This window comes from Streptomyces sp. NPDC107521 (assembly GCF_055598485.1).
Genome location: NZ_JBVKAT010000004.1, coordinates 347,194 through 373,595, shown reverse-complemented (window position 1 = coordinate 373,595; position 26,402 = coordinate 347,194). Strand labels below are relative to the sequence as shown.

General features: G+C 76.6%; 24 protein-coding genes and 2 pseudogenes. 8 read left to right on the top strand and 18 right to left on the bottom strand.

Annotation, left to right across the window (positions count from 1 at the left end):
• Positions 1-86: 86 nt before the first annotated feature.
• The gene (locus tag ACZ7LB_RS09490; RefSeq protein ID WP_161228882.1) at positions 87-488 is read right to left on the bottom strand and encodes a hypothetical protein; all 402 of its coding nucleotides are present in this window, start codon (positions 486-488) and stop codon (positions 87-89) included.
• Between the two features lie 80 nt (positions 489-568).
• Between ACZ7LB_RS09490 and ACZ7LB_RS09485 the strand changes: the two genes are divergently transcribed.
• Together ACZ7LB_RS09485 and ACZ7LB_RS09480 are read left to right on the top strand one after the other, a co-directional pair.
• Positions 569-1,342: an MBL fold metallo-hydrolase gene (locus ACZ7LB_RS09485; RefSeq protein WP_471466574.1), complete on the top strand. Its 774-nt coding sequence runs from the start codon at positions 569-571 to the stop codon at positions 1,340-1,342.
• The gene (locus tag ACZ7LB_RS09480; protein WP_471466573.1) at positions 1,339-1,968 is read left to right on the top strand and encodes a DedA family protein; all 630 of its coding nucleotides are present in this window, start codon (positions 1,339-1,341) and stop codon (positions 1,966-1,968) included. Before ACZ7LB_RS09485 ends, ACZ7LB_RS09480 begins: the two co-directional genes overlap by 4 nt.
• A 149-nt stretch (positions 1,969-2,117) precedes the next feature.
• On the opposite strand, the gene ACZ7LB_RS09475 is transcribed toward ACZ7LB_RS09480, so the two are convergent.
• The 4 genes from ACZ7LB_RS09475 to ACZ7LB_RS09460 form a co-directional block, all read right to left on the bottom strand.
• Complete coding sequence (locus ACZ7LB_RS09475; RefSeq protein WP_471466572.1) at positions 2,118-3,185, bottom strand: MBL fold metallo-hydrolase; 1,068 nt, start codon at positions 3,183-3,185, stop codon at positions 2,118-2,120.
• Positions 3,182-4,573, bottom strand: a complete 1,392-nt coding sequence (locus tag ACZ7LB_RS09470; protein ID WP_471466571.1) for an aminotransferase class I/II-fold pyridoxal phosphate-dependent enzyme — start codon at positions 4,571-4,573, stop codon at positions 3,182-3,184. Before ACZ7LB_RS09470 ends, ACZ7LB_RS09475 begins: the two co-directional genes overlap by 4 nt.
• Before the next feature lie 1,579 nt (positions 4,574-6,152).
• The gene (locus tag ACZ7LB_RS09465; RefSeq protein WP_471466570.1) at positions 6,153-7,118 is read right to left on the bottom strand and encodes a hypothetical protein; all 966 of its coding nucleotides are present in this window, start codon (positions 7,116-7,118) and stop codon (positions 6,153-6,155) included.
• Between the two features lie 316 nt (positions 7,119-7,434).
• Positions 7,435-8,229 (bottom strand): RNA polymerase sigma factor SigF, encoded by a 795-nt coding sequence (locus tag ACZ7LB_RS09460; protein WP_471466569.1) that lies wholly within the window; start codon positions 8,227-8,229, stop codon positions 7,435-7,437.
• Between the two features lie 803 nt (positions 8,230-9,032).
• On the opposite strand from ACZ7LB_RS09460, the gene ACZ7LB_RS09455 reads away from it, so the two are divergent.
• Positions 9,033-9,425 carry a DUF2795 domain-containing protein gene (locus ACZ7LB_RS09455; protein ID WP_471466568.1) on the top strand — a complete coding sequence of 131 codons (393 nt, stop codon included), beginning with the start codon at positions 9,033-9,035 and terminating at the stop codon, positions 9,423-9,425.
• A gap of 89 nt (positions 9,426-9,514) precedes the next feature.
• Positions 9,515-10,069 carry a type 1 glutamine amidotransferase domain-containing protein gene (locus ACZ7LB_RS09450; RefSeq protein ID WP_471466566.1) on the top strand — a complete coding sequence of 185 codons (555 nt, stop codon included), beginning with the start codon at positions 9,515-9,517 and terminating at the stop codon, positions 10,067-10,069.
• A 422-nt stretch (positions 10,070-10,491) separates the two neighbouring features.
• Here ACZ7LB_RS09450 and ACZ7LB_RS09445 read toward each other — a convergent pair whose 3' ends face one another.
• Positions 10,492-10,776 carry a DUF6158 family protein gene (locus ACZ7LB_RS09445; RefSeq protein ID WP_471466564.1) on the bottom strand — a complete coding sequence of 95 codons (285 nt, stop codon included), beginning with the start codon at positions 10,774-10,776 and terminating at the stop codon, positions 10,492-10,494.
• Between the two features lie 63 nt (positions 10,777-10,839).
• Here ACZ7LB_RS09445 and ACZ7LB_RS09440 point away from each other — a divergent pair, with 63 nt between their 5' ends.
• Positions 10,840-11,961 carry a baeRF2 domain-containing protein gene (locus tag ACZ7LB_RS09440; RefSeq protein ID WP_471466563.1) on the top strand — a complete coding sequence of 374 codons (1,122 nt, stop codon included), beginning with the start codon at positions 10,840-10,842 and terminating at the stop codon, positions 11,959-11,961.
• A gap of 168 nt (positions 11,962-12,129) precedes the next feature.
• Here the strand turns inward: ACZ7LB_RS09440 and ACZ7LB_RS09435 are convergent, their stop codons facing one another.
• Positions 12,130-13,749, bottom strand: a complete 1,620-nt coding sequence (locus ACZ7LB_RS09435) for an ABC-F family ATP-binding cassette domain-containing protein (RefSeq protein ID WP_471466561.1) — start codon at positions 13,747-13,749, stop codon at positions 12,130-12,132.
• Positions 13,750-14,161: 412 nt separating this feature from the next.
• Between ACZ7LB_RS09435 and ACZ7LB_RS09430 the strand changes: the two genes are divergently transcribed.
• The 3 genes from ACZ7LB_RS09430 (at position 14,162) to ACZ7LB_RS09420 (ending at position 16,858) form a co-directional block, all read left to right on the top strand.
• Positions 14,162-15,676: a phosphatase PAP2 family protein gene (locus ACZ7LB_RS09430; RefSeq protein WP_471466559.1), complete on the top strand. Its 1,515-nt coding sequence runs from the start codon at positions 14,162-14,164 to the stop codon at positions 15,674-15,676.
• Positions 15,677-15,812: 136 nt separating this feature from the next.
• Positions 15,813-16,634: a methyltransferase domain-containing protein gene (locus ACZ7LB_RS09425; protein ID WP_471466558.1), complete on the top strand. Its 822-nt coding sequence runs from the start codon at positions 15,813-15,815 to the stop codon at positions 16,632-16,634.
• A gap of 53 nt (positions 16,635-16,687) precedes the next feature.
• Positions 16,688-16,858: a hydrophobic protein gene (locus ACZ7LB_RS09420; RefSeq protein WP_471466556.1), complete on the top strand. Its 171-nt coding sequence runs from the start codon at positions 16,688-16,690 to the stop codon at positions 16,856-16,858.
• Between the two features lie 56 nt (positions 16,859-16,914).
• Here the strand turns inward: ACZ7LB_RS09420 and ACZ7LB_RS09415 are convergent, their stop codons facing one another.
• The 11 genes and pseudogenes from ACZ7LB_RS09415 to ACZ7LB_RS09365 form a co-directional block, all read right to left on the bottom strand.
• Positions 16,915-17,202 (bottom strand): gas vesicle protein K, encoded by a 288-nt coding sequence (locus tag ACZ7LB_RS09415; protein ID WP_471466554.1) that lies wholly within the window; start codon positions 17,200-17,202, stop codon positions 16,915-16,917.
• 1 nt (position 17,203) lies between these two features.
• Complete coding sequence (locus ACZ7LB_RS09410) at positions 17,204-17,383, bottom strand: gas vesicle protein (RefSeq protein ID WP_161228830.1); 180 nt, start codon at positions 17,381-17,383, stop codon at positions 17,204-17,206.
• 263 nt (positions 17,384-17,646) lie between these two features.
• Positions 17,647-18,417, bottom strand: a pseudogene (locus ACZ7LB_RS09405) (GvpL/GvpF family gas vesicle protein); the annotation flags it as partial.
• Entirely contained in the window at positions 18,414-18,743 is a 330-nt protein-coding gene (locus ACZ7LB_RS09400; protein ID WP_471466552.1) for a gas vesicle protein, read from the bottom strand. The gene ACZ7LB_RS09400 and the pseudogene ACZ7LB_RS09405, both read right to left, overlap by 4 nt.
• Entirely contained in the window at positions 18,740-20,002 is a 1,263-nt protein-coding gene (locus ACZ7LB_RS09395) for an SRPBCC family protein (RefSeq protein WP_471466550.1), read from the bottom strand. The genes ACZ7LB_RS09400 and ACZ7LB_RS09395 overlap by 4 nt, the downstream gene beginning before the upstream one ends.
• A complete protein-coding gene (locus tag ACZ7LB_RS09390; RefSeq protein WP_471466548.1) occupies positions 19,999-20,715 on the bottom strand; it encodes a DNA primase in 717 nt (238 codons plus the stop codon). Before ACZ7LB_RS09390 ends, ACZ7LB_RS09395 begins: the two co-directional genes overlap by 4 nt.
• A complete protein-coding gene (locus tag ACZ7LB_RS09385) occupies positions 20,712-20,975 on the bottom strand; it encodes a gas vesicle protein GvpG (RefSeq protein WP_471466546.1) in 264 nt (87 codons plus the stop codon). Before ACZ7LB_RS09385 ends, ACZ7LB_RS09390 begins: the two co-directional genes overlap by 4 nt.
• Positions 20,976-20,983: 8 nt before the next feature.
• Positions 20,984-21,769: a GvpL/GvpF family gas vesicle protein gene (locus tag ACZ7LB_RS09380; RefSeq protein WP_471466544.1), complete on the bottom strand. Its 786-nt coding sequence runs from the start codon at positions 21,767-21,769 to the stop codon at positions 20,984-20,986.
• Complete coding sequence (locus ACZ7LB_RS09375) at positions 21,766-22,206, bottom strand: gas vesicle structural protein GvpA (RefSeq protein WP_471466542.1); 441 nt, start codon at positions 22,204-22,206, stop codon at positions 21,766-21,768. The genes ACZ7LB_RS09380 and ACZ7LB_RS09375 overlap by 4 nt, the downstream gene beginning before the upstream one ends.
• A 411-nt stretch (positions 22,207-22,617) precedes the next feature.
• Positions 22,618-22,935, bottom strand: a pseudogene (locus ACZ7LB_RS09370) (gas vesicle protein GvpO); the annotation flags it as partial.
• A gap of 888 nt (positions 22,936-23,823) precedes the next feature.
• Positions 23,824-25,674, bottom strand: a complete 1,851-nt coding sequence (locus ACZ7LB_RS09365) for a transketolase (RefSeq protein WP_471466540.1) — start codon at positions 25,672-25,674, stop codon at positions 23,824-23,826.
• Positions 25,675-26,402: the final 728 nt, after the last annotated feature.

The window sequence follows — 26,402 nt, the reverse complement described above, 5'->3', positions numbered from 1 at the left end:
TACGGGCTGCCCTCACCCTGCCACAACGGCCGGGGGGCGGCGTTTGTCCCCCCTGGTCCCGTTCCCTCCCGTGAGGGCGCGGCCGGTCAGCGGCCGTCGTACCCGGCCGTCGGCATCGACAGCCTGCGGTGCACGCGCGCCTTCATCTCGGCGTCGTAGGAGGGTTCCGCGTCGTTGACGGTCTCGACGCGCACACCGCGCCGCAGGCACTCGTCGGTGAACTCCTCGACGGAGGCCAGGGCGCTCTCCAGCACCCTGCGGCTGGGGGCCACGAACAGGTCGCGGCCGGGGAGGACGCCGTCCCAGAGGGCGTCGTGGTCCGGGCGCAGCGCCCGGACCAGTAACTCCCGGGCGACGACGTAGCCCCGCTCGGCGGCCCAGCGGGCGCACATGGCGTACTGGCTGCGGGAATCGACGAGGAACGGATCGTCGTCCAACTGCTCCAACGGCGTCAGACTCGCGATGGACGTCACCCGCACCGGCCCCATGAATGCCCTCACCTCCAGTTTCGTCGCAGACCCTACTCCTGGACGTAGGCTGCGGGGAGTCGCGCGAAGGAGGCGGAAGGGTGCCGGTGGAGGTCACCTGGTGGGGACACGCCACCTGTACGGTGGAGGATTCGAACACTCGTGTGATCACGGACCCGCTGTTCGCCCGCAGGCTCGGGCACCTGCGCCGCCGCCGGGGTGACGTACCCCCGGCGTACGCCTGCCGCGCGGAGGTGGCGCTGATCTCGCATCTCCACGCCGATCATCTGCATGTGCCGTCGCTGGAGCGCCTCGCCCCGGGCACGCGCCTCCTGGTGCCCCGGGGCGCGCCCCGGTCGGTGCCGGGCGTGCGCCGGCTCGCGCACCTGGAGCTGACGGAGGTGGCCCCCGGTGACGAGGTGGCCCTCGGTGACCTGCGCGTTCAGGTGGTCCCGGCGCGGCACGACGGGCGGCGGCTGCCCTTCGGACCGCACCGCTCCCCCGCGCTCGGCTATGTCGTCGAGGGCGAGGCGCGGACGTACTTCGCCGGGGACACCGGGCTGTTCGAGGGGATGGCCGGGGAGGTGGGCCGGGTCGACGTGGCGCTGCTGCCGGTGGGCGGCTGGGGGCCGTACCTCGGCGCCGGGCACCTGGACGCCGGGCGGGCGGCCGAGGCCCTGGCCCGGCTGGCGCCCGCGACGGCGGTGCCGGTGCACTACGGCACGTACTGGCCCGTGGGGATGGACGCCGTGCGCCCCCATGAATTCCATGCGCCGGGTGACGAGTTCGCGCGCCTGGCCGCGCTGCGTGCGCCGGACGTGGCGGTGCACCGGCTGGAGCACGGCGGGAGCGTACGGGTGGAGGCCGCCCGGTGACCTGGCTGGGCTCCGTCGCGAACGCGGTCGTGCCGGCCGAGCCGACGCAGCAGGCGCTCGGCTATCCGTCGCTGTTCCTGCTGGTGCTGATCGGGGCGCTGGTCCCGGTGGTGCCGACCGGCGCGCTGGTGAGTTCGGCGGCCGTGGTCGCCCTGCACCAGACACTGCCGTACTCCATGGTGATGGTGTTCGCTACGGCGGCGCTGGCCGCCTTCCTCGGGGACATGGGGCTGTACTGGCTGGGGCGGCGCGGCGTCGGTTCGCGGAACGGGTCGCGCTGGCTGGAGGCGATCCGCGCCCGGGCGCCGGAGGAGCGGCTGGCCCAGGCGCAGGAACGGCTGGCCGCGCACGGGGTCGCGGTGCTGGTGCTGTCCCGGCTGGTGCCCGCGGGGCGGATTCCGGTGATGCTGGCCTGTCTGCTGGCGAAGTGGCCGCCGCGCCGGTTCGCCCGGGGCAACCTGCCGGCCTGCCTGGCCTGGGCGGCGACGTACCAGTTGATCGGCGTGCTCGGCGGCTCCCTGTTCCGCAAGCCCTGGGAGGGCGTGGCCGCCGCCGTCGCCCTCACCCTGGTGGTCGGCGCGGCGCCGGGGGTGTGGCGGCGGGTCCGGGGACCGGCGAAGGCGTAGCGGGGCGGGCCGGTACGGAGTCGGGGGGCGGGGTGCGGAGTCCGGGGCGGGGTGCGGACCGGGGCCGCGGGGCGACCGCGGGCCCGAAGGACGCGGCCCGGTCGCGGGACCACGGCGCGGGGCCCGGACGTCCGTCGCGGGGGCGGAGGTCACTCCAGGACCCGGGAGGCACCGACGGGCAGGTCCCACAGGGCGTCGCGGTGCAGACCGGCGCGGTGCCAGGCGGCGCGGACCCGGGTGAGGGGCTCCAGCACCGGTTCCGCCGAGAGGACGAAGGTTCCCCAGTGCATCGGGGCCATGCGGCGGGCGCCGAGGTCCTGGGCGGCCCGGACCGCCTCCTCCGGGTCGCAGTGCACGTCGCGCAGCCACCAGCGCGGATCGTAGGCGCCGATGGGGAGCAGGGCGAGGTCGATGCCCGGGTAGCGGCGGCCGATGCGTCCGAACCAGTGGCCGTATCCGGTGTCGCCCGCGAAGTAGACCCGGCGGCCCTCGGGATCGGTGAGGACCCAGCCGCCCCACAGGCTGCGGCAGGTGTCGGTGAGGGTGCGCTTGGACCAGTGGTGGGCCGGTACGAAGTCGAAGCGGACGCCGCGCAGTTCGGCCCCCTCCCACCAGTCCAGCTCGGTGACCCGGGTGAAGCGGCGGCGGTGGAACCAGCCCGCGAGTCCGGCCGGCGCGAACACCGGGGTGTCGCGCGGCAGCCGACGCAGGGTGGGGGCGTCCAGGTGGTCGTAGTGGTTGTGGCTGATGACGACGGCGTCGACGCGCGGCAGCGCGCTCCAGGCGACGCCGACGGGGGTGACACGGGCCGGGGTGCCGAGGATGCGGCGCGACCAGACCGGGTCGGTGAGCACGGTGAGGCCGCCCAGGGACACCACCCAACTGGCGTGCCCCGCCCAGGAGACGGCGACGGCGCGGGTGCCCACGCGGGGCAGCGGGCCGGGCGCGAACGGCAGCCGGGGGATGTCGGCGAGTCCCTCCGGGCCGGGTCTGACGGCGCCCTCGCGGGCGAATCTGGCGATGGCCCGCAGACCGGGCAGCGGGGCGGTCAGCCGGTCGTGGAAGGCGCGCGGCCACACCCGCCGCTCGGCCAGCGGGCGGGGCTCCGCGAGCGGCGGGAAGGAGGTGCCCGGGGCCGCCGGGGGCACGGCGGCCACCGGGGCGGCCGGGGGGCGGGAGCGCTGGGTGCCCGTCGTCGTCCGGGGCTGCTGTGTCATCGGGGCTCCCATCGCTGAGCGTCACGGAGTTCGTCGAAGACCGACCGCAGGACGGCCAACGCGCCGCGCACACCCGGTGGTTCCACCGGGCCGGGGGCCGGGGCGCGGTCCTCGGCGGGAGACGGGCGCGGGTGCGGATGCGGGCCAGGGGGTGTGGGGAGTGCGGGGGTCTCCCGTCCCCCGGCCGGGGGCTCGGCCGCGTCAGGTCCGGCGGCCGGAACGGTGCCCGGGGGCGCGGGAGCGTCCCTTCCGGCGGCGGATCCGGGGCCCGGGGCGAGCAGGCGTTCCGCGCGGCGCTCGGCCTCCGGTCCCTCGCCGAGCAGGGGCCCGGTGGACAGCCGCACGCGCAGGGCGGGCAGTTCGTCGCCGAAGCGGTGGCCGCCGGGGGCGGGCATGCCGAGCCGGGCGGTGAGGAAGTCCTCCAGTTCCTGGGCGTCCGTCACGCCGCGCCGCGCGAGCGCGCCCCGCAGCGGACCCAGGTCGGCGTACAGATGGCGGCCCGCCTGCGGGGGCCGGGCGGTGGCGCCCGAGGAGACGACGGCCGCGTGCGCGGCGGCGGCCAGCCGCGCGTGCAGCCGGACGGCGGCCACCCGGCGGGCGGTGACCGGCTCGGGCTCGGCCAGGGCGTACGCGGCGGCCGCCGCGACCGGGGCGGCGACCCGGGCACCGAGGGCGGTGAGCGCGTCCAGCACCCGCGCGCGCAGACGGTCGCCCCCGGCGGTGCCGGGGAAGCGGGCGACGGCGGCGGGCCAGGCGGGCGGCAGCAGCGCACCGGCCAGGTCGGTGACGACGGCGACCCGGTCGGGCAGCATCTCGGCGGGGCTGAGCAGGACGGGGGCGCGCGGGTCGTGCAGGGTGTCGCGCCAGGTCTCGTCGCTGACCAGGAGCAGCCCCTCCCCGGCGGCGGCCAGGACCGTCCCGTGCACCAGCTCGGGCGGGGCGACGGTGCCGGTGGGGTCGTCGGCGACGGACAGCACGAGCACCCGGGGGTCGCCGCCCTCGGCGCGGACCCGGCGCACGGTCTCCAGGAGGGCGTAGGGGTCGGGTACGCCGCCGCCCTCGGCCGGGGTGGGGACGTGGAAGACGGCCCGGCCCAGGAGCCGCGCGTACGGCGCCCACCAGGCGGCGCAGGGCCGGGGCACCAGGACGTCGCCGTCGACGGCGGCGGTCAGGGCGAGGAGCAGCGCGTGGGCCCCGGGCCCGGCGACGGCCCGGCCGGGGCCGGTGGGCAGCCCGCGCCGCTCCCAGTACCCCCGGGCCGCGTCGAGCAGCGCCCCGCCGCCCCCGACCGGCTCCTCCCGCGCCCGCCCCGCGGCGGCGGCGACCACCCCGGCCAGTTCGGGCAGCACGGGCAGCCCGTCCCCGGGCAGCGACGGCCCGAACCGCACGGGACCGTGCCCGGACGGGGGGACGCGCCGGGGCCCGGGGCCGGCCGGGAACGGGGGTCCGCCCGGGGGGCGGGGCGGTCCGGGAACGGGGCCTCCACCGGACCCGGCCTCCCGGTCGGGTCCGGAGCCCTGCCCGGGTTCGCGGCGGCTCCGGCCGGGGCGGGGATCCTCGCCGGAGGCACGGTTCCAGCCGGGGAGGGGCTCCCTGCCGGGGAGGGGCTCCTGGTGGGGACCGGGGCGTTCACCGGGGGCATGGTTCCTGCCCCGGACGGGGCCGGCACCGGGGGTCCGGTTCCAGCCGGGGAGGGGGTCCGCACCGGGAGCACGGCCCAGGCCGGGACCGGGGTCTTCACCGCCATGGACCTGGCCGACTCCCTGGCCCCGGGCAGCGTCGGGGCCGAGGGCCGGGGCGGAGCCGCACGCGGAGTCCGGGGCGGGGCCAGGCGCGGGTGCCGCCTCGGACACGGGGTCCCAGCCCGGGCCGGGACCGGGCGCCGAGCCGGACGCGGTGACCAACCCCGAGCCGGAGGCAGAGGTCAGGGCGCACGAGGAGACCGGGGCCGGGGTGGGGCCAGGCGCGGGGGCCGCCCCGGACACGGGGGCCCAGCCCGGGCCGGGACCGGGCGCCGAGCCGGACGCGGTGACCAAGCCCGAGCCGGAGGCAGAGGTCAGGGCGCACGAGGAGACCGGGGCCGGGGTGGGGCCAGGCGCAGGAGCCGCCCCAAACACGGGGGCCCAGCCCGGGCCGGGACCGGGCGCCGAGCCGGACGCGAAGGCCGAGCCGGGACCGGGGGCAAGGAGCGGGGCGCACACAGAGGCCGGGGCAGGGGCAGAGCCAGGCGCCGGGGCCGACCCGGGCGCGGGAGCCCAGCCTGGGCCGGGCGCCGGCCCGGGCGCAGATGCCGAGCCGGGCACACAGGCAGGGGGCGGGGCGCACACGGAGACCGGGGCCGCAGCGGAGCCAGGCGCAGGAGCCGCCCCGGATGCGGGGGCCAAGCCGGAGTCGGGGGTCAAGCCAGGACCGGGGGCAGGGGGCGGGGCGCACGTGAAGACCGGGGCCGCAGCGGGGCCAGACGCAGGGGCCCACCCGGGCGCGAAGGCCGAGCCAGGCACGCAGGCAGGCGGCGGGGCACACACGGAGGCCGGGGCAGAGCCGGGCGCCGGGGCAGACCTGGATACGAAGGCCGAACTCGGACCGAGGCCAGGGGCCGTCCCGGGCGTGGAAGCCAAGCCGGGGCCGGAGGCCGGGCCGGGGCCGGAAGCCAAGCCGGGGCTGGGGGCCGGGCCGGGGCCGGAGACCCATCCGGGGCCGGAGGCCGAGCCGGGGCCGGAGGCCAAGCCAGGGCCGGAGGCCCATCCGGGCGCGGGGGCCGAGCCGGGACCAGGGGCCGGGGGCCGGGCCGTGGCTGGGGCGGGTGCGTGGGTGGGGTGTGTGGGCCGCATGGCTTCCTCGCCTCCGCGCAGTCCGTCGCGCCGTCTCCGCCGTGATCCGTGGCCGCCCGGCGGTGGCCCGCCTCCTCGGTCGTGCTCCAAGTACCCACCGGGCCGCCCGGTCATGGCCGCGCCCCGCGAGGAGGTGTCAGCGCCGTACTCCGCTCCCCCGCCGCAGCAGCCGGTGCGCCGCCGCGCCGAACGCCCCGGCGATCAGGGCGCCGCCCGCGGCCAGCGCGGGCACGGAGTCGGTGAAGGCGCCGCCGGAGCCCGCCCGCACGCCGTACTCCGGGGTCCCGGCGCCGCCGCAGGTCCCGTCGGGCGCCACCGGCTCCGGGCACGGGGGCCGGGTCGTGCACGACGTGCCGCGGCCCGCGCCCTCGCCGCGCGGGGCGGGGGATCCGGGGCAGGGCGACTGGCCCGGCCACGCGGACGGGTCGGGCCGTGCGGACGGGGCGGGCCCGCCGGGCCGGGACGGCTTCGCGGGAGCGCTCCCCGCACAGGGCACTCCCGGGGCGGCCGGTTCGGGGCAGGGCGGCCCGGCGGCGCCGTCCGGGGAGACGGTCATGTCGGCGCTCCAGGGGTCGCCCTCGCTCCCGGCCTCGCCCGGGCAGGTGCCGTCGACGGTCCAGGGGTACTCCGGCCCGGCCGCGTCCGGGGTGTCCGGGAAGCTGTCGGCGGGGGCCACCCGCGCGGTGCCCCGGTAGGCGGGGCCGCCCTCGGCGTCGGCGACCCGGCGCAGTACGACCGTGCCCTCGTCGAAGGCGGCCGACGTGGCGTCGAGGGTGGCGGGGGCGGGCCCGCCGGTCTGCCCGCACGAGACCGCGACGGTGACCGTTCCGCCGGGTCCGACGGCGGCCGGGTCGACCTCCGCCGCGGACCGCCCGAGGCCCAGGGGACCGGGCTCCTCCGCACCGGGCCCGAGGTCGGGCACGAATCCGGCGCCGTCCGGCACGGTCTCCGGCACCGTGTCGGGCCCGATGCCGGACGCGGTCTCCCCCGCGTCGGGGGGCCGCGGCGGCGTGCCGGATTCCGCGGTGGCGGTTCCCGCGCACATCCCGAGGGCGGCACCGGTCAGGAGGGCGGCGGACAGGGCGCGGGCGGTGCGGCGCATGGAGCGGGCTCCTTCGGGCGGCGGCGGGGCACGGCACTCGCGCACCCCCGCCCATCACAGCCGCCCCGCCCCCGCCCCGCGCGCCGCCGTGCGCCGTTGGCGGGACACCGGCGCCCGAGCGGGTGACGGCGGGGTGCCCCCGGGTTCCCCGACCGGGGCCACGCCCCGTACCGCGGCGTCGGCGCCCGGGCCCGGGGCAGACCCGTCCGGGGCGCGGCTCCGCACGGCCCCGCCGGTCCTGCCCGAGGGGGGCCCGGCGCCTGCCCCCGCGCGGGACGTCACGGAGCCCGGGCGGCTCCCGGCCGGGGCCCGGCGCTCACGGTGTCGCGTCGCTCAGCGCCTGTTCCCGCACGCGCGCGCAGCAGCGCGTGATCAGCCGGGACACGTGCATCTGGGACAGGCCCAGGCGCGCGGCGATGCGGCTCTGCGTCATGTCGTCGAAGAACCGCATGTAGAGGATGGCCCGTTCGCGCTCCGGCAGCGCCGCGAGACCGTCCTTGACGGCCTGGCGGTCGACGACCGTGTCGAGCGCCGGATCGGGGGCGCCGAGGGCGTCGCCCAGCGAGTAGCCGTCCTCGCTGCCGGGCAGTTCGGCGTCGAGGGACAGGGCGGTGAAGGACTCCAGCGCCTCCAGGCCCTCCCGCACGTCGTCCTCGCTCAGGCCCGTCCGCTCGGCCAGGTCCGCGACCGACGGGTGGTGGCCGGAGGCCGTCGGGGCGAGTTCCCGGCCGGCCGTGCGGACGCGGTTGCGCAGTTCCTGCACCCGGCGCGGCACGTGCAGCGTCCACATGTGGTCGCGGAAGTGCCGCTTGATCTCGCCGGTGATGGTCGGTACGGCGTAGCTCTCGAAGGCGCTGCCCAGACCGGGGTCGTACCGGTCGACGGCCTTGACCAGGCCGAGGGCGGCGACCTGGCGCAGGTCCTCGTGGCTCTCGCCGCGGCTGCGGAAGCGTCCGGCGATGCGTTCGGCCATCGGCAGCCACGCCTCGACGATCCCGTCGCGGACGGCGGCGCGCTCGGGTCCGTCGGGCAGGGCGGTGAGGCGGTGGAAGGCGTCGGCGGTGTCGGGGGCGTCGTCGTGCGGGTGCTTGGCACCGGCGTGGATCGGCATGCGCGTCGCAACTCCCTCGGAGTGCGGGGCCCGTCGTCGCTCCGGGGGTGCTCCGGCGACGGGGCCGGGGCGGAACGGCGCTCCGGCCGGACGGCCTCGGGCCGCGCGCGGCGGGTGCCGGTGGTACGACGACACGGCCCGTGGGGGCGGGCGGTCACCGTGGGAGAAGGTCCGGGTGCCCGGACGGACGCCTCGTGGAGGGACACCTCTCCCACGGGCGTGCCTGCTGTCCGAAGCACTGGACGTGCCCCTGCCCCATGGGCCGGAGTCCAAACCCCCGCTTCCGGACGGGCGGCGGAATCCGTCCGCCGGGCCGCCCGGTGCGGGCTCCCGGATGTGACCCCGCCCGGCGGGGTGCGAAGGGGGCGGGGAAGGCCGGGGACGGCCCGTGGCCTCCCACCGGGGCGACGCGCAGGACGGCACGGGGGCACGGGCACACGCGGGACGCCCCGGGCGCGCGGAACCGGGGCGGCCTGCGACGCCGGGGAGACCCTTCCCGTTCCGGGGCGGGGGACGGTCTCCCCGTGGGGCGGGCCGGGGAACACCGTCCCCGTGGCCGTCCCGGCGCGACACCGCCCCGGCCGTCCCTCCCCCGGCGCACACCCCTGCGACGTCCGCACCCCGTCTCCCGCGCGACATCGCCCGCGCGGTCACCCCGCGCAGCCTCCCGGACACCCCGCGCACCCCCCCCGTACCTGCGGGAACGCCCGTTCCGCCGGTCACCGAAGCCCTCGGCGGAGAACCCGTGTCGGGGTGCTCCGTTCGGGTACGCGGTCCGCACCCCCGAAGGATGTGAGGGAGACATGCAGCGAGGCAGCGACCGGCTGAGCGCCCACCGCGACGACGAGATGAAGCACGAACTGCAGGGCATGCTGCGCTCCGGGCACCCCACCCGTACCGAGGAGTGGAACGACCCGGAGCCGACGGCCGAGGACGACCCGGAGGTCATGTACGGCCCGGTGACACCCGACCGCGGGCCCACCCGTCTGGAGGCCCTGCGGCTGGAGCTGGCCCGGACCCTGACCCGGGGTTCCTTCCCGGCGGGCCCCGGGGAACTGGGCCGGGCCCTGCGTCTCGGCCACGCCCCCGACACCCTCGTCGAGGGCATGGAGCGGCTGCCGCGCAAGGCGCGCTACGGCAACGTCCAGGAACTGGCCGTCGCCCTGACCGAGACCGGCGGTGCCGGGCGCCCCTGAACGGCCCCGGCACCCGACGGCGTACGAACGACACGGGTGGGCGCCCGGCCAGAACGGCCCGGCGCCCACCGGAACAGGAGCCGAACCCCATGCGCATCGCATTCCTGACCGCACCCGAGGGCGTGGAGCGGGTCGAGCTGACGGAGCCGTGGCGGGCGGCGGAGGAGGCGGGCCACGACCCGGTGCTCGTCTCCACGCGGTCCGGCGAGATCCAGGCGTTCGACCACCTCGACAAGGCCGGCGCCTTCCCCGTGGACGAGGTGGTCGGCGAGACCTCGGCGGAGGCGTTCGGCGGCCTGGTGCTGCCGGGTGGCGTGGCCAACCCCGACTTCCTGCGCACCGACGGGAGGGCCGTGGCGTTCGTGCGGGACTTCTTCGCGCGCGGCCTGCCGGTGGCCGCGATCTGCCACGCGCCGTGGACGCTGATCGAGGCGGACGTGGTCCGCGACCGGGTGCTGACCTCCTGGCCGAGCCTGCGGACCGACCTGCGCAACGCCGGGGCCACCTGGGTCGACGAGCGGGTCCGGGTCTGCGACCGCGGTGACAGCGTCCTCGTCACCAGCCGCCGGCCGGACGACCTGGAGGCGTTCTGCGCGGCCTTCCTCGCGGAGTTCGCCGGGGCCGGGGCATCGGCCTCGGTCTGAGCAGCGCCCGGCCCCGGGGACACGGGAGTCCCCGGGGCCGGGCGGCCCGCTCCCGAACGCGGTCATCGGCCATGTGGCCGTCGGCCGCCGATGGCCACGTACCGCACCGACCTACGGCGCCGCCGCTCGGCGCGGTACGTCGGCAAGCTCGCGGCATCATGAAACCGCCGCCCGCACGGACCCGACACCCGGGACGGGGAGCCCCAACTGTTCAACTGCGGTGCACCGGCCCCCACGGGGACGCACCGGTCCGGCCCGCGTAACCCGGGGTTCCTCGAAGGGCCCCGACACCAGCGGCCGGCGAGGGCCCGCGAGGGCGCCTTCCGCGCGGACGCCCGCCGAGGGCACGGCCCTCCGGGACCGGCGGGCCCTGCGGAGGGAACCGGCGGGCGGGACCGGCCGGCCCGGCGGGACGGGAGCGCTCAGGCCCCCGGGGCCGGTGCCGCCGCCTCGCCGCTGATCCGGCCGCGGGCGCCCTCACGGGTCCGTCCGGCGACGACGGAGCGCCGGGGGTTGCGGCGCAGCCACTCGCCCTCCAGCCGCGCCATCCGGTCGTTGTGGGCGCGCAGGGCGCCGTTCGACCCGTAGAGCAGCGTGTCGTGGCGCGTGCGGTGGATGGTCTCCAGCTCCTTCATGAGCTGCTGGTCGTCCAGCCGCGCCGGATCCACTCCGGACGGGGCGCCGTCCCGCGTGTCGTGTTCGTTCATGCGGTCCGGGTACCCGCCCCCGGGCAAGACCACCCCCGAGCGCCCTCCGGGAGGGAGCCAGACATGGACCTCGCCTTTCTGCATCCGCTCTACGCGGACCCGGGCCCCTGGGCCTCCGTGTACGTCGATCTCTCCCGCCACACGGAGGACACGGCGCACGAACGCGAGCTGACCGCCGAGGCGATCGCCCGGGAGCTGGCGGACCAGGGCGCGGACGACGCGACCTGCCGGGCCGTGCGGGACGCGGTGAACGAGCTGCGGCACGCCTCCGACCCCCATGGACGGGCGCTGTTCGCACGGGCCGGGCGGGTGGTCCTCGACCCGCCGCTGGCGCGCGCCCCGTACGGCGGGACCACGGCGGACTGGGCGCCGCTGCCGCACGTGGCGCCGCTGCTGGACCTGGCGGGCGAGGACCCGTTGTCGGTGGTGGCGTACATCGACCGCAAGGGCGCCGACTTCGAGCTGCGCACCGCGCTGGGCAGCCGGGACGCGGGCTCGGTGACCGGCAGGCAGTGGCCGCTGCACCGCACCGGCTCGGCCGACTGGTCGGAGCGCCACTTCCAGCTCCGGGTGGAGAACACCTGGGAGCACAACGCGGCGGAGGTCGCGGACGCGCTCGCGGTGTGCCAGGACGAGACCGGCGCCGACCTGCTGATCCTGGTCGGCGACGACCGGGAGCGGCGCGCGGTGCGCGAGCGGCTGCCCAAGCGGCTCCGGGACCGGGTGGCCGAGGCCGGGCACGGCGCGGGCAGCCGGCTGCTGGACGGGGAGGTGGAGCGGCTGCGCGACGACCATGTGCGGGAGAGGGCGCGGGAGGACCTGGAGCGGTTCCTGGCCGCCAGGACACCGGACGACGAGGGCCGGGCAGGGGCGGCGGAGGGCGTTCCGGCGCTGGTGGAGGCGGCCCGGGAGCACCGCATCGACGAGCTGCTGGTCATCCCGGACGGGCCGGACACCCACCGCGAGGTGTGGATCGGCGAGGACGCCGACCAGCTCGCCGTGCGCCGCACGGAGCTGAGCACGCTCGGCGAGCAGAACTCCTGGGCGGCCCGCGCGGACGACGCGCTGCTGCGCTCGGTGGTGATGACCGGCGCCCCGGCGGTCTCGATGACCCCGGCGCTGCGCGGGGGCCCGGCGGACCGCGCGCCCGTGGGCGGCCTGGGCGCGCTGCTGCGCTGGCGGTGACGCCGCCGCCCCGGGCCGGGGCGGCGGCGGACTCGGCCGGGGCGCGGCGCGCCTGCCCCGGCGCCGTACCCGGCGGGACGGGGTGCGCGGTCGGAGGTCGCCCGGCGGGCGGGCGGCTGGCGGCGGGCGGCGGGCGGCGGGCGGGAGGAACGAAGGGGGCGTGGCGCGCTAGCGGGCGCGCTCCACCCGGCGTTCGTCCCAGACGGGCTCCGTCGTCTCGCGGACCCGGCCGTCGCTGCCGAAGACGAGGTAGCGGTCGAAGGAACGGGCGAACCAGCGGTCGTGGGTGACGGCGAGGACCGTGCCCTCGAAGCCCTCCAGCCCTTCCTGGAGTGCCTCGGCCGATTCCAGGTCGAGGTTGTCGGTCGGCTCGTCGAGCAGCAGGGCGGTGACGCCCTCCAGCTCCAGCAGCAGGATCTGGAAACGGGCCTGCTGGCCGCCGGAGAGCCGGTCGAAGGACTGCTCGGCCTGCTGGGTCAGCTCGTAGCGGCGCAGCCGGGACATGGCGGCGCCCCGGTCCTGGGAGTGCTCGGTCCACAGGATGTCGAGCAGGGTGCGGCCCAGCAGCTCGGGGTGGGCGTGGGTCTGGGCGAAGTGGCCGGGCACGACGCGGGCGCCCAGCTTCCAGCCCCCGGTGTGAGCCACGGTGTCCCCGGCGAGCAGCCGCAGGAAGTGCGACTTGCCGGAGCCGTTGGAGCCGAGGACGGCGACCCGCTCGCCGTAGAAGACCTCCAGGTCGAAGGGTTTCATCAGACCGGTGAGTTCGAGGCCCTCGCAGGTGACGGCGCGGACGCCGGTGCGCCCGCCCTTCAGGCGCATCCGGATGTCCTGCTCGCGCGGCGGCTCGGGCGGCGGCCCGGCCTCCTCGAACTTGCGCAGCCTGGTCTGCGCCGCCGCGTAGCGGGAGGCCATCTCATGGCTGACCGCGGCGGCCTGCCGGAGCGTCAGCACCAGCTTCCTGAGCTGGGCGTGCTTCTCGTCCCAGCGGCGGCGCAGCTCCTCGAAGCGGGCGAAGCGCTCGCGGCGGGCCTCGTGGAAGGTGGCGAAGCCCGCGCCGTGCACCCAGGCGTCGGCACCGGCGGGACCGGGCTCGACGGAGACGATCCGCTGGGCGGCGCGGGCCAGGAGCTCCCGGTCGTGGGAGACGAACAGGACGGTCTTGCGGGTCTCCGCGAGCCGCTCCTCCAGCCAGCGCTTGCCGGGCACGTCGAGGTAGTTGTCGGGCTCGTCGAGCAGCAGCACCTCGTCGGTGCCGCGCAGCAGGGCCTCCAGGACGAGGCGCTTCTGCTCACCGCCGGACAGGGTGCGCACCTGCCGCCACTGGGCCTTCTCGTAGGAGACGCCGAGCGCGGCGGTGGTGCAGATGTCCCAGAGGGTCTCGGCCTCGTAGCCGCGCGCCTCGGCCCAGTCGGCGAGCGCCTGGGCGTAGGCGAGCTGGGCGGCCTCGTCGTCGACGGTCATGATGGCGTGCTCGGCGGTGTCGACGGCGCGGGCGGCCTCGCGGATGCGCGGCGGCGCGACGGAGACCAGCAGGTCGCGCACGGTCGTCTCGTCCCGCACCGAGCCCACGAACTGCCGCATGACGCCGAGCCCGCCGCTGATCGTGACGGTGCCGCCGTGCGGCTTCAGCTCACCGGAGAGCAGGCGCAGCAGCGTGGTCTTGCCCGCGCCGTTGGGCCCGACGAGGGCCACGACGGAACCCTCGCCCACCCGGAAGGAGACGTCGCCGAGGAGCGTCCTCCCGTCGGGCAGGTGGTACTCCAGGTGCGCGGCTTCGAGATGACCCATGGAACCGGATTGTGCGGGGCGGCCGGGGACCGTGGCAAACCGATATCCGGGGACACGGGCGGGACACGGGCCGCACCGGGACCGGGGGCGGACCCGGGGCGCACCGGGCGGCGGGGGCCGGCCGGCGCGGAGCCGGGTCACGGCCGCCGCAGAGGGCAGGACCGGGGTCGCCGCGGAGGGCAGGACCGGGGCCGGCGGGCGGGGCCCGGGCCAGAGGCCGACCGGGGCCGGAAGGCGGGGCGCGGGGCAGGAGCCGCCCCGGCGGAGGGCCGGGCGTGAGCCGGAGGGCCTCCCCCCGTGCCCCGGGCCCCGAGAGCCCGGCGCGCCCGCCCGGGTGCCCGGCACCGCTGTCCCGCGCGGCCGCCCGGATGTCCGGCGCGAGAATCCTCGTTCTCGGGGTAGGCGGACCGGCATGAGCCCCGACGTCGACCTCACCCTTCCCGGACCCGGACCGCGCCCGCTGCGCGACGGCCTCATGCGGCTGGACCACCGTGTCTTCGAAGCCGTCGCCGCCCGTGACTGGCCCGCCGCCACCCGTGTGCTGCCCCGGCTGAGCCGCGGCGCCAACCACGGGGTGCTGTGGGTCGCCGCCGCGGCGGCGGTGGCCGCCTCGCGCACCCCGAGGGCCCGGCGGGCCGCGGCCCGGGGACTGGCCTCGCTGGGGCTGGCCTCCCTGACGATCAACACCCTCGGCAAGCGCTCGGTGCGCCGCTCGCGCCCCCCGCTGGACCCAGTGCCCCTGGTGCGGCGGCTGAAGCGGCAGCCGGTCACCACCTCGTTCCCGTCCGGGCACGCCGCCTCGGCCGCGGCCTTCGCGACCGGGGTGGCCCTGGAGTCCCCGGGCTGGGGCGCGGCGGTGGCACCGCTGGCCGGGGCGGTGGCGCTGTCCCGCGTCTACACCGGGGTGCACTTCCCGAGCGACGTCCTGGCGGGCGCGCTCCTGGGCGCGGGGGCGGCGTTCGCCGTGCGGGGCCTGGTGCCCACCCGGGCGCAGCTCACCCCGCCCGCCCGGCCGCGCGCCGAGGTTCCGGCGCTGCCCGAGGGCGACGGCCTGGTCCTGGTGGCCAACATCGGCTCGGGCACCTCGGACCGGGTGCGGGCGCTGTGCGACGCGCTGCCGAAGGCCGAGGTGATCGAGTGCGAGCCGGAGGAGGTGCGGGCCGAGCTGGAGGACGCCGCGGGCCGGGCGCGGGTGCTCGGGGTGTGCGGCGGCGACGGCACCGTGAACGCCGCCGCGGAACTGGCACTGCGCCACGGGCTGCCGCTCGCGGTGCTCCCCGGCGGCACCCTCAACCACTTCGCCTACGACCTCGGGGTGGAGGACGCGCGGGACCTGTGCCGGGCCCTGGAGGCGGGCGAGGGCGTCCGGGTGGACGTGGGCCGGTTCGCCTCCGGCGGGCGGCACGGGATCTTCCTCAACACCTTCAGCCTGGGCGTGTACCCCGAGCTGGTGCGGGAGCGGGAGCACTGGTCGCCCCGGATCGGCGGCTGGCCGGCCGGGGTGCTCGGCGCGGTGCGGGTGCTGCGCGCCGACCGGCATCCCCTGGAGGCCGAGGTGCGGGGGCGCAGGCGCCCGCTGTGGATGCTGTTCGCGGGCAACGGCACCTACCACCGCCGGGGGCTGGCCTCGGGCCGGCGGCTGGACATGGCCGACGGGCAGCTCGACGTGCGGGTGGTGCACGGCGGGCGGTGGCCCGCGCTGCGGCTGCTGTCGGCGGCCCTGGCCGGTCCGCTGACCCGCTCCCCCGCCCACGCGGCGGTCCGCACGCCCCGGCTGCGGCTGTCCGGCGTCGCCCCCGGCACCCTGCTGGCGTACGACGGCGAGCTCACCGAGACCGAGGGCGATCTGACGCTGGAGAAGCTGCCGGAGGCGCTCACCGTCTACCGCCCGCTGACCGGCCCGGAGCCGGGCGGGACGGCCGGCTGACCCTCCTCCGTTCGGTCCAGATAGCGAAACAGCGGTCTCATCATATGGAGCGCGGGCGTACGGTGAACCTGTCGTCGGACGGGGTCCGTGCCCCGCGTTCCGGCGTGCCGTCAGCCGCTTGGAGAGGGGATCAGCCATGCCCGAGCCTCGGGAGACCGCCGTCTACACCCATGGGCATCACGAGTCCGTGCTGCGCTCGCACACCTGGCGCACCGCCGCCAACTCGGCCGCGTACCTGCTCGGTTCGCTGGAGCCGCACATGGCGGTCCTGGACGTCGGCTGCGGGCCGGGCACCATCACCGCGGACCTGGCGGAACTGGTTCCCGGGGGCCGGGTGACCGGTGTGGACCGGGCCCCGGGCATCCTGGAGCGGGCGGCGGCCACCGCCGCGGAGCGCGGTCTGGCCAACGTCTCCTTCGAGGTGGCGGACGTACAGGCGCTGCACTACCCGGAAGACTCCTTCGACGTGGTCCACGCGCACCAGGTGCTCCAGCACGTGAGCGATCCGGTACGGGCCCTGCGCGAGATGGGGCGGGTGACCCGGCCGGGCGGCCTGGTCGCCGTCCGGGACGCCGACTACGCCGCCATGACCTGGTACCCCGCCTCGGCGGGCCTGGACGACTGGCTGGACCTCTACCACCGGGTGGCCCGCGCCAACGGGGGCGAGCCGGACGCGGGGCGGCGGCTGAAGGCGTGGGCGATGGAGGCGGGGTTCACCGACATCACCGCGAGCTCCGGCACCTGGACCTACGCCACGCCCGAGGAGCGGGAGTGGTGGAGCGGCCTGTGGGCGGACCGCACCCTGGAGTCGTCCTACGCCGACCGTGCCACCGAGGGCGGTCACGCCACGCCGGAGCGGCTGCGGGCCGTCTCGGCGGCCTGGCGGGAATGGGGAGCGTGTCCGGAGGGCTGGTTCGGTGTGCTCAACGGAGAGATCCTGTGCCGGAAAACCGCGTGACCCATGCCTGAACGGTGAAATCGGGGACACCAGTAGGGCAGGAGGTTGACACTATGTTTCCGCTTTTGCTCGTACTGCTTCTCGCCGTGGTCCTCTTCGGTATCGGATTCGCGGTGAAGGTCCTCTGGTGGATCGCGCTGGCCGTTCTCGTCATCTGGCTGCTGGGCTTCCTGGCCCGCGGCACGACGGCGGGCGGCGGCCGGGGCCGCTGGTACAGGTGGTGACCCGCGTGCGGTGAGCCGCGGAGAGTACACGAAGCAGGGCCGCTGCCCCGGGAGGATCACTCCCGGGGCAGCAGCGGTCCCAGCGGCCCGAGGTCCAGGTTCAGGTCCTCGGGCCGCAGTCCGTAGCGGTCGCGCAGCTCGGCCATGCGGTCGTCGAGCAGCATCAGGGTGAGCCCGATCCGCTCCTCCTGCTCCTCGCTCAGCTCCCCCTCGTCGACGCGGCGCAGCGCCTGCCGCTCCATGAGCTGGCGCAGCAGTTCCACGACGGTCAGCACCAGTTTGACCAGGTCGCGTTCGACGGTGTCGGGTTCCAGTGCGAGCCGCTTGCCGGGGTGTTCGGACATGTCACTCCCCCCAGGGCGCGGGGACGTCCCGGTTGACCGAGCTGATCAGGGCGTTGAGGTCGATGCGGACCAGGTCCACGTCCGCGATGCGCAGGGTGAGGTCGCCGGTGATGACGACGCCGCCGGCCAGCAGCCGGTCGAGCAGGTCCACCAGGGCGATCTCGCGGCGCTCCACGATCACGGCGCCTCCCCGGGACGGGTCGGTCCGCCACCGGTTCCCCCGGCGGTTCCCCCACCGGGACCGCCGGGGCCGCCCGCGTTCTTCCGCCCGCCGTTCCCCCCGCCCGGATCACCCCCGCCGGGACCGCTTCCGGCCGGGCCCGGTCCTCGCGGGCCCTTTTCTTCCGTTCCCGTTCCCGTATCCGCCGGGGCCTGTTCCTCCGGCGCGTTTCCCGGCCGGCCGGCCGGGTCTTCCCCTCCCGGGAATTTCCCTTCCGAGGCGTCCCCTCCCCCGTTCTCCTCTCCGGCGAAGGAATACGCGGCCCACGGCCCGGTCAGTTCCACGCGGATTCCGGGAGTTCCGCCCTTCAGCGCGTCCACGGCCTCCACGAATTCCTCGCAGGTCTCCCGGGGCACCAGATAGGCGGCGTTGAGGACGTTCCTCCCGGCGGCCCCGGACAGCTCCGGATTCTGCGGCGCGTGCAGCCGGGCCGCGTCGGCACGGGCGGAGAGGGCGTCGTGCAGACGCGTCGCGCACTCCTCGGCCCGGGACCAGCGCTCCTCGTCCGCACGGTCGCGCATCCGGCGCCGCCGCAGGTAGTCCCGGCCCGAGGCGGGGCGGGAGGCCGGGGCGGCCCCCGCCCCGGCGGGCTCCCGGTCCTGCTCGACGTACACCTTGACGCCCCACTCCACGCGCCCCGCCAGCCGGTCGAGGGTGCTCCGGAAGCCGTCACCGCGTTCCTCCATCATCGTCCGCACCCCGCTGTCGTCCCGGAAGACCGTGGCCAGCCGGAGCGGCAGCGGCGTGGTGACGGCGGTGAGCGCGTCGACGACCTGCTGGTGGGCGCGGGCGGTGCCGGAGAGCCAGTCCAGGTCCTCCAGGCGCGCCCGCAGCGCCTCCTCCGAGAAGTCGGCCTCGGGCACATGGCTGACGACCGCCACCAGTCCCCCGTGGGCGAGCAGCCTCGGCGGATCGCCCGCCACCCCGGAGAGCTGGGCCTGCAGGGCCGCGCCGAAGGGCCGGCAGACGGCGTAGACGTAGCGCAGTCGGGTCACGGTGCCTCCTCCCCCGGTACGCGGCCCGGTTCCAGTTCTCTGAGCCGCTGTCGCAACTCGGCGTTCTCCTTCGTCAGTTCGTCCCGCCGGGCCCGCGAGGAGAGCGCCGGGTCGGACTCCCACCAGTCGATCCCCATCTCCTTGGCCTTGTCGACGGAGGCGACGACCAGCCGCAGCTTGATGGTGAGCAGTTCGATGTCGAGCAGGTTGATCCGGATGTCACCGGCGATGACGACGCCCTTGTCGAGCACCCGTTCCAGGATGTCGGCGAGGTTGGCGCCCTGCCCCTGGGCATAGGGGTCGGGCAGTCTGCTGGGGGTGGTCATCGGCGGCTCCCGCCCCCCTCGTACTCGTCGTCCTCGTACTCGTCGTCCACGACGTCCTCGCCGCCGTCCTCGTCCGCGTCGGGGGCGGCGTACTCCTCCTCCGGGTCCTCCTCGTCGTACTCGTCCTCCGGGACGGGCTCGCCGGAGTCCTCCTCGTCGTACGGATCGTCCGGCCCGTCCCCGGCCTCCGCACCGGGTTCCCCGTTCTCCTCCTCTTCCTCCTCGGCGCCGTCGTCCTCGTCGAGGGCGCCGTCCCCGTCGTGTCCGTCGTGTCCGTCGTCCCCGGCGCCGGGGGCGGTCTCCTCGAGGTCGGCCTCCGGTTCCCCGTCGCCGGGGGCCTCGCCCCCGTCTTCGCCACCGCCGGACTCCGGCCGCCGTTCCTCCTCCGCGAGGGCCTCCTCGTGGTCGCGGACGACCTCGCCGTCGCGGATCTCACCGCGCCAGCCGTCCTCCGCCTCTCCCCTGAGGGTGATGTGGCGGACGTAGTTCTTGAGGTCGAGGCGGGCCCGGCGGCCCTGGGCGCGCCAGAGGTTGCCCGTCTTCTCGAAGAGGCCCTTGGGGTAGTACTCGATGACCAGGATCACGCGGGTGAGCCGGTCGGCGAGCGGGTGGAAGCTGACGACGCCCTTGGTCGTGCCCTTGGCACCCTCCGACGTCCAGGAGATCCGGTCGTCCGGCACCTGCTCGGTGGTCTTCGCCTTCCAACTGCGGTTGGACCAGAAGACCTTCATCTGCCAGTCGGAGCTGGTGTCATCGGCGCGCCGGGCGCTCTTGACGCCCTTGGCGAAGGTGCTGAAGTCCTGGTAACGGGTCCACTGGTCGTAGGCGGTGCGCAGCGGTACGCCGACGTCGGCGTACTCGATGATGACCGTGGGCCGGTTGCCCGAGCCGCCGCGGCGTCCGCCCCTGCCGCCGACCGCGTTCCGGACGGCGCCGACGACGCGGTCCTTGGCGCGGGAGGCGCCGAGCTCCAGGGCGCTGCGCAGGGGGCCCTTCCCCTCGGCCAGTTTGCGTCCGCCGTCCAGGGCGAGCCGGGCGAAGCCGGGGCTGTTGCCCTCGGCGACGTCGTTGAGCCGGTTGGTGGTCTCGCCGAGCCTGCGGCCCGCTCCGGCGAGCAACTGCTGGGCCCGCGCCGCGAGATAGTCCTGCGCCTCGGCCTTGAGCCGGTCGGCCGCCTCGCTGCGGGCCAGCTCGCCGAGCGGGTTGCGCTCCGCGGCGCCGCCGACGGCGGAGGCCGCCGGTCCCAGGGTGTCCGTCACCGGTCACCACCGCCCTTCGTCCGTCCGGCGCCGGCCGTCCGCCGGGCCTCCCCCGCCCGCTGGGCCGCCGCCTTCCGGGCGGGCTGCGTCTTCTCGGCGGCCGTGCGGTCCTCGGGCGCCCTGGCGGTCCTCTTCGCGGGCGTCCTCTTCGCCGACGCCTTCGCGGCGGGCTTCCCCGCCCCGGGCTTCCGGGAACGGGCCTGTCCCGCTGAGGCCCCACCGGTCCGGGTCCCGGTACGTCCCTTCTCGTCCCGGCCGTCCCCGGAGTCCTCCGCGGCTCCGTCGTCCCCGGTGTCCCCGGTGTCCGCGGTGTCCCCGGTGTCCACCGAGTCCGCCAGGTCCGCCGGGTCCGCCGGGTCGTCCGCGTAGTCCGTCTCCACGTCCGGTGCGGGCACCGCGCCGGAGAGCTGGTCGCGCATCCGCTCGGTGCGTCCGTGCAGCCGGTCGGCGAGGGCGTCCATCCGCCGTTCCACCAGGGCCCCGGTCGCGGCCGTGCCCACGCCCCGCAGGTCGCCGCGGAGCTGGTCGCCGATCTCCTTCCACTGCGGGTTGTCCCGCAGGCGGGCGGAGACCAGCTCCGCGATGCCCGACGGTGTCAGGTTCAGTTTCCGGCCGGCCATCATGGTGCCCACGGCGACCGCGAGTTTGAGTTTCCTCGTGCGTCCCAGCAGATATCCGGCCCCTATCGCGAGGCCCAGTCCCGTTCGGTTCATGGCGCCGTACCGTTGCCCAATCCCGCGCCCGTGCGCGTCGCCGTCTCCAGCCGGTCCAGCAGCGCGTCCTCCTGCTGGTCGAACTGCTCCTCGGTGATCTCCCCCGCCTCCAGTGCCTCCTCCAGCCGGGCGAGTTCGGCGCGGATCGTTCCGGGGTCGTAGTAGATCCGCTCCGCCTCCCTCATCACCTGTCCGATCGCCCAGGCGCTGCCGCGGGCCGGTGCCAGCGGCAGCATCAGGACCTCCGAGATGAGTCCCACGCGGCCCGTCACCCCGTCCCGCTCGGCGCCGAGCCGTGCGCGCGGCCCGCGTGGGTGCCCGCGGGCTCGGCCGGGCCGGGCTCGACGAAGCTGTACGGCGGCAGGGGGCCGTTGACCCGCACCTCCAGGTGCGGCAGGGCGGCGCGGGCCCGCTCCACGGCGGCCAGGAAGGCGTCGGCCGACTCCCGGTCCACGAGGAACGACACGTTGGCCAGCCAGCCGCCGGAGTCGGGGCCCCTGCTCACGGACTCGGCGACCGGTTCCAGGGCCCGTTCCAGCGCGGTGCCGTCCACCGCCTCCTTGCCCTTCACCGCCGCCGCGACCAGCTCACCGAGGCGTATCCTGTCCTCGTAACCCCCGCCCCCGGCCCGCCGGTTGGCCTCGGCCCGGGCGCGGATCTCCGGGTTCTCCGCCATCACGTGGTGCAGCACGGCCTCTTCCACGTGGTTGGCCTTGACGTTGTACTCGACGCGGCCGTCCAGCGCCCGCAGACGCTCCCGGTAGTGTCCGGCGCGCCGGGCCAGGACGGAGGTGACCGCCGTGTCGTCCGGGGCGACGCTGCCGAACCGCATGGGCAGCACGCACCCGTCGGCTCCCGCCTCGCTGAGCACGGCCTGATGGGCCAGCAACTCCCTGCGCTTGGGCCGCAGCCCCTCGGGGGCGTCACTGACCACGGCGGCCAGCTCGCCCTCCCTGAGGACCCGCACCGCGCGCGGCGGGTCCCCGACGCCGACCAGGCCCTCCGGGAGCGCCGGATGCGCTTCGGCCGTGATGCCGTAGACGTACGTACTCACTCCTGCTCCCCCTTCCGGCGCGACGGGGCGGCCTTCCGGGTGCGGGCCCGGGGAGCGGACTCGTCCTCGGAACCGCCCTCCCGGGCGTGCTTGAACGCGTCGGAGATGGTCTCGGCGGCGCCGGACAGCGCTCCCTTGGACTTGCCCCGGGCGCCGGACTCGGTCATCTCGCCGACCAGGTCGGGCAGGCCCGGGTTCTTGCGCGGCCCGGCCTCCAGGTCGAGCCGGTTGCACGCCTCGGCGAAGCGCAGATACGTGTCGACGCTGGCGACCACGACCCGCACGTCGATCTTCAGGATCTCGATGCCGACCAGGGAGACGCGCACGAAGGCGTCGATGACGAGTCCCCTGTCCAGAACGAGTTCGAGCACGTCGTAGAGGCCGCTGCCGCCGCCTCCGCCTCCGCCGCCACCCTGCTGTGCCGGTACTACTGTCATTCCGGCGATACCTCCCTGTCTCCGGGCTCTCGGTGTCCGGGGTCGTTGTCGGTGTCGGGGGCCGTGCCCGGTGTCCGGTGTTCTCGCTGTCCGGCTCTCCCGGCCTTCCCGGGCGCCCCGGGCGTTCCGGGCGTTCCGCGTGTCCGGGGTCCTCGGACGCGGGGATCCCTCCGGATGTGCGAGGCCGTTGTCCGTACCGCGCCGTACGGTCCCTCGCGCCGGTCCACGGCGTCCTGGAGCCGCCCCGCGCCGCCGGGCCGTTCCCCTCTCGCTCACCGGCGCCTCCGCGCACGGGGGACACGGCGTCCCTTCCGCCGTGCGTCCACCGTGCGCGCGGCGCCCTGCCGTCGGGCCCCGGCCAGGCCGGCCGTATCCGTCCGGTGGGCGTACCGCCGGGGCAGGCGGTGCGGTCTAGCGCCCGTCGGCCCGGCCGCGCTCGTAGCGCCGGGCCCGGCGGTACCCGGTGAGCATTCCCTCGGGGTCCAGCTCGACCAGATAGCTCGCCATCAGGCTCATCGTGTCGGGCACCCGCTCCAGTTCGAGCACCTCGACCTCCAGCGACCAGCCCTCCTCCGTCCGTCCGAAGGACGACACGGATTCGGCGGTCAGCCCGGTCAGCTCCCCGAACTGGGCACGCGCCTCGCGCAGCACCACCATGGGGGCGGGCGGCCGGGCCGCCGCCGTGCCGCGGGACGACCGGGTTCCTTCGGTGTCGGTGTCGGTGGTGTCGCTCCCGTCACGGTCGCGATGAGTGCTCTTGCCGGTCCCGCCACCCCGGTTCCCGGTGTCGCGGCCGGTGCCGTCGTCGCTTCTGTTGTCGGTTCCGGTGTTGGTGTCGTTGCCGCCGGTGGCACCGGTGTCGGCGTCCGTCCGTGAACGCCGCGGCCGGGGATGACCCTCTCGCGGGTCCTTCTGCTTTCCGGCGGTGTTCCCTGTGTCAGACATGACCACCTCCCCCTCCGTGTGGCCGCGTGCTCCCGGACCAAACCTCTGCGGTTGCGCGAATCGAAGGGATGTGCTGGACCGGGCCGGGGTGCGGGGCCGACGAACGGCGAGGAGGGTCGGTGCGGGTGACGCGGGCGCCGTACGGGACACAGCGGCGGGACACGACCCCGGTCGGGCACGGGCCGGGGGGAGGCCGCGGCGGGGCACGCGCGGGCGACGGCGGGCCGCCGGAGGCGCACGGGGGTGGCAGCGCGCCCCCTGCGCACACGCGCGACGCCGACAGACTCGGGTGGCCACGCGACGCCCCCGGCCGGGACCGGCGGGGCTCCGGAGCGCACGGACGCGACGCGGAAGCAGTACGGAAGCGACGGGCCCGGCGTCACACCCGGCCACGGTTCCCGTACGCCCTGCGCCGCCGCTTGCGCACCCCGGCCGAGCACGGCCGACGCATGGTCAACTAGCCGGCCGGCCCTCGCCGTGCACGTCGTTCCGGCACGCCCCGGCGCACGCCACGTCTCCGGTACGGCGACGGGGCACCGCCCGGCGGCCGCGGCGAGGCGTCACACCTCTACGCGCGCCGCTCCCCGGCCGCGGCACGCCCCGCCGGGGAGCGGGCATGGCGCCGCCGGGGACGGCGCGCGTGGGCCTTCCGTCCCCGGCGGACGAGGGGGGTCAGACGACGACCGCCTGCTCGACCAGCATCCGGCCGGCCGCCGCGATGGTCTCGGCGTCGATGCCCGCGACGTGCAGTTGCTCGGCCGGTGTCGCGGAGCCCGGCATCGTGTCCACCGCCAGCCGGACCAGGCGCGGCACGGGCCGTCCGTCGCGGAAGGCGTCGAGGACCGCGTCCCCGAGGCCGCCCTGGGGCCGGTGGTCCTCCACGGTCAGCAGGCAGCCGGTGTCCTCGGCCGCCCTGCGCAGCGTCTCGCGGTCGACCGGCTTGACCGAGTACAGGTCGATCACCCGGACCGGGATGCCCTCCCGGTCGAGCACATCGGCGGCGGCCAGCGCCTCGTGGACGGTGACGCCCGCCGCGACGACGGTCAGCCGGTCCCCGGCACCGGAACGCAGTATCTTGCTCCCGCCGACGGGGAACTCCTCGTCGGGACCGTAGATCACCTCGTTCGCGCCGCGCGAGGTGCGCAGATAGCGGATGCCGTCCAGGCCGGCCATCTCCGCGACGAGCCGCGCCGTCTGGTTGGCGTCGCACGGGTAGAGCACCGTCGTCCCGTGCAGGGCCCGCATCATCGCCAGGTCCTCCAGGCCCATCTGACTGGGCCCGTCCTGGCCGATGGCGACCCCCGCGTGGGAGCCCACGAGATTGATGCCGGAGCCGCTGACCGCGGCCATCCGCGCGAAGTCGTGCGCGCGGGTGAGGAAGGCCGCGAAGGTGGACGCGTACGGCACCCAGCCGCGCGCAGCCATCCCGACCGCGACGGCGACCATCTGCTGCTCCGCGATGTAGCACTCGAAGTAGCGCTCGGGGTGCTCCTTGGCGAAGAACTCGGCGCGGGTGGAGTCCCCGACCTCACCGTCCAGGGCGACGACATCGCCGCGTGCGGTGCCCAGGGCGGTCAGGGCCTCGCCGAAGGCGTCGCGGGTGGCGACCTGTTCGCCCCTGCGGTACCGGGGCGGTTCTATCCGCCCGGTGCCCCCGGTGTACGGCGCCGGGGTGGCGGGCGGCCCGGCCACCCGGACGCGCAGGCCCTCGCGCGGGCCGCCGAGTTCCGCGACGGCCTCCTCGGCGTCGGGCAGCGGTTTGCCGTGCTGCCCCTCCCGGTTCTCCACGGCCGCGACGCCCTTGCCCTTGAGGGTGCGGGCGATGACGGCGGTGGGCTGGCCCCGGGTGGACAGGGCCTCGCCGTAGGCGCGGTCGACGGCGTCCACGTCGTGGCCGTCGATCTCGACCGTGTGCCAGTCGAAGGCCCGGAAGCGGCGGGCGTAGGCGTCCAGGTCGTGGGCGTGCCGGGTGGGACCGCGCTGGCCGAGCCGGTTCACGTCGACGATCAGGACGAGGTTGTCCAGGTGCTCGTACCCGGCCTGCTCGGCGGCCTCCCACACGGAGCCCTCCGCCATCTCGCTGTCACCGCACATCACCCACACCCGGTAGTCGGCGTGGTCCAGCCGCTTGCCGGCGAGCGCGATGCCGACGCCGACGGGCAGGCCCTGACCGAGCGATCCGGTGGCCGTCTCGACCCACGGCAGCCGCCGGGGCGTGGGGTGCCCCTCCAGACGGCTGCCCAGGGTACGGAAGGTGAGCAGTTCGTCGTCGTCGATGGCCCCGGCCGCCTTGTAGGCGGAGTACAGCAGCGGGGAGGCGTGTCCCTTGGAGAGGACGAAGCGGTCGTTGCCGGGGTGGTCGGGATGGTCGAAGTCGTAGCGCAGGTGCCGGGCGAGCAGGACGGCCATCAGATCCGCCGCCGACATCGACGAGGTCGGGTGTCCGGACCCCGCGGCCGCGGCGGCCCGGACGCTGTCGACGCGCAGTTGCTGGCCGAGTTCGGTGATCTCTCCGGTGTTCATGAATCTCCTTTCGCCCGCCCGTCGGAACGCCTGACGGGACCGGGCGCGACGTCGGGGCCGGGCGGGGGCTGACCGGGCGGCGCCTCCGGCCCGGGATCGGACGGCGCCCCGCGGCCCCGGTGACGGGCCGGGGTGCCGGGAGCCGCGGTCGCCGCGCGGGTGCCCGGCGGGGGCTTCGGCTTGGCATGGGCCCCGGGCGGCGGCTTCGGCTTGGCCCGGGTGCCCGGTGGCGGCTTGGGGATGCCGTGGGCACGGGACGGCTGCCCGGACGGCTTGGCGTGGGCCCCGGGGGACCGGGGGGTCGTCCCGGGCCGCTTCTCTGCCGGGGGCGGCGGTCCTGCCGGGGGCGACTGCTCCGTCGGGGCCGGGGAACCGGCGGGGCCCGGGCCGGAGGGGGGACGGGAGCCGGGCCTCGGCGCCGCGGCCGGGGGTGACGGTTCGGCGCCGGTGGGCCCGCTCGACGGGGACGCCGCGTCGGGAGACCCCGGCGCGGGAGGGGGTTCGGGTCCGGAAGGGGGGCCGGGCGCGGGGGGTCCCCCGGAGGGCGGTTCGGCAGCGGGGCGGGGCTCGGGGGCGGACCCCGGGGCGCCCTTCCGGCCGTGGGGCGGGGCGGGCTTGGGGTGTGCGCCGTGAGGCTCGGCGGGCTCGGGGTGAGCGCCGTGAGGCGGGGCGGGCTTCGGGCGCCCGCCATGAGGCTCGGCGGGCTCGGGGTGAGCGCCGTCGGGAGG

Bases quoted from the DNA above. Each gene is read 5' to 3' on its own strand.
- ACZ7LB_RS09490 (WP_161228882.1), bottom strand. From the start codon at position 488: ATGGGGCCGGTGCGGGTGACGTCCATCGCGAGTCTGACGCCGTTGGAG.
- ACZ7LB_RS09475 (WP_471466572.1), bottom strand. From the start codon at position 3,185: ATGACACAGCAGCCCCGGACGACGACGGGCACCCAGCGCTCCCGCCCC.
- ACZ7LB_RS09465 (WP_471466570.1), bottom strand. From the start codon at position 7,118: ATGCGCCGCACCGCCCGCGCCCTGTCCGCCGCCCTCCTGACCGGTGCC.
- ACZ7LB_RS09460 (WP_471466569.1), bottom strand. From the start codon at position 8,229: ATGCCGATCCACGCCGGTGCCAAGCACCCGCACGACGACGCCCCCGAC.
- ACZ7LB_RS09455 (WP_471466568.1), top strand. From the start codon at position 9,033: ATGCAGCGAGGCAGCGACCGGCTGAGCGCCCACCGCGACGACGAGATG.
- ACZ7LB_RS09450 (WP_471466566.1), top strand. From the start codon at position 9,515: ATGCGCATCGCATTCCTGACCGCACCCGAGGGCGTGGAGCGGGTCGAG.
- ACZ7LB_RS09445 (WP_471466564.1), bottom strand. From the start codon at position 10,776: ATGAACGAACACGACACGCGGGACGGCGCCCCGTCCGGAGTGGATCCG.
- ACZ7LB_RS09440 (WP_471466563.1), top strand. From the start codon at position 10,840: ATGGACCTCGCCTTTCTGCATCCGCTCTACGCGGACCCGGGCCCCTGG.
- ACZ7LB_RS09435 (WP_471466561.1), bottom strand. From the start codon at position 13,749: ATGGGTCATCTCGAAGCCGCGCACCTGGAGTACCACCTGCCCGACGGG.
- ACZ7LB_RS09430 (WP_471466559.1), top strand. From the start codon at position 14,162: ATGAGCCCCGACGTCGACCTCACCCTTCCCGGACCCGGACCGCGCCCG.
- ACZ7LB_RS09425 (WP_471466558.1), top strand. From the start codon at position 15,813: ATGCCCGAGCCTCGGGAGACCGCCGTCTACACCCATGGGCATCACGAG.
- ACZ7LB_RS09420 (WP_471466556.1), top strand. From the start codon at position 16,688: ATGTTTCCGCTTTTGCTCGTACTGCTTCTCGCCGTGGTCCTCTTCGGT.
- ACZ7LB_RS09415 (WP_471466554.1), bottom strand. From the start codon at position 17,202: ATGTCCGAACACCCCGGCAAGCGGCTCGCACTGGAACCCGACACCGTC.
- ACZ7LB_RS09400 (WP_471466552.1), bottom strand. From the start codon at position 18,743: ATGACCACCCCCAGCAGACTGCCCGACCCCTATGCCCAGGGGCAGGGC.
- ACZ7LB_RS09390 (WP_471466548.1), bottom strand. From the start codon at position 20,715: ATGAACCGAACGGGACTGGGCCTCGCGATAGGGGCCGGATATCTGCTG.
- ACZ7LB_RS09375 (WP_471466542.1), bottom strand. From the start codon at position 22,206: ATGACAGTAGTACCGGCACAGCAGGGTGGCGGCGGAGGCGGAGGCGGC.
- ACZ7LB_RS09365 (WP_471466540.1), bottom strand. From the start codon at position 25,674: ATGAACACCGGAGAGATCACCGAACTCGGCCAGCAACTGCGCGTCGAC.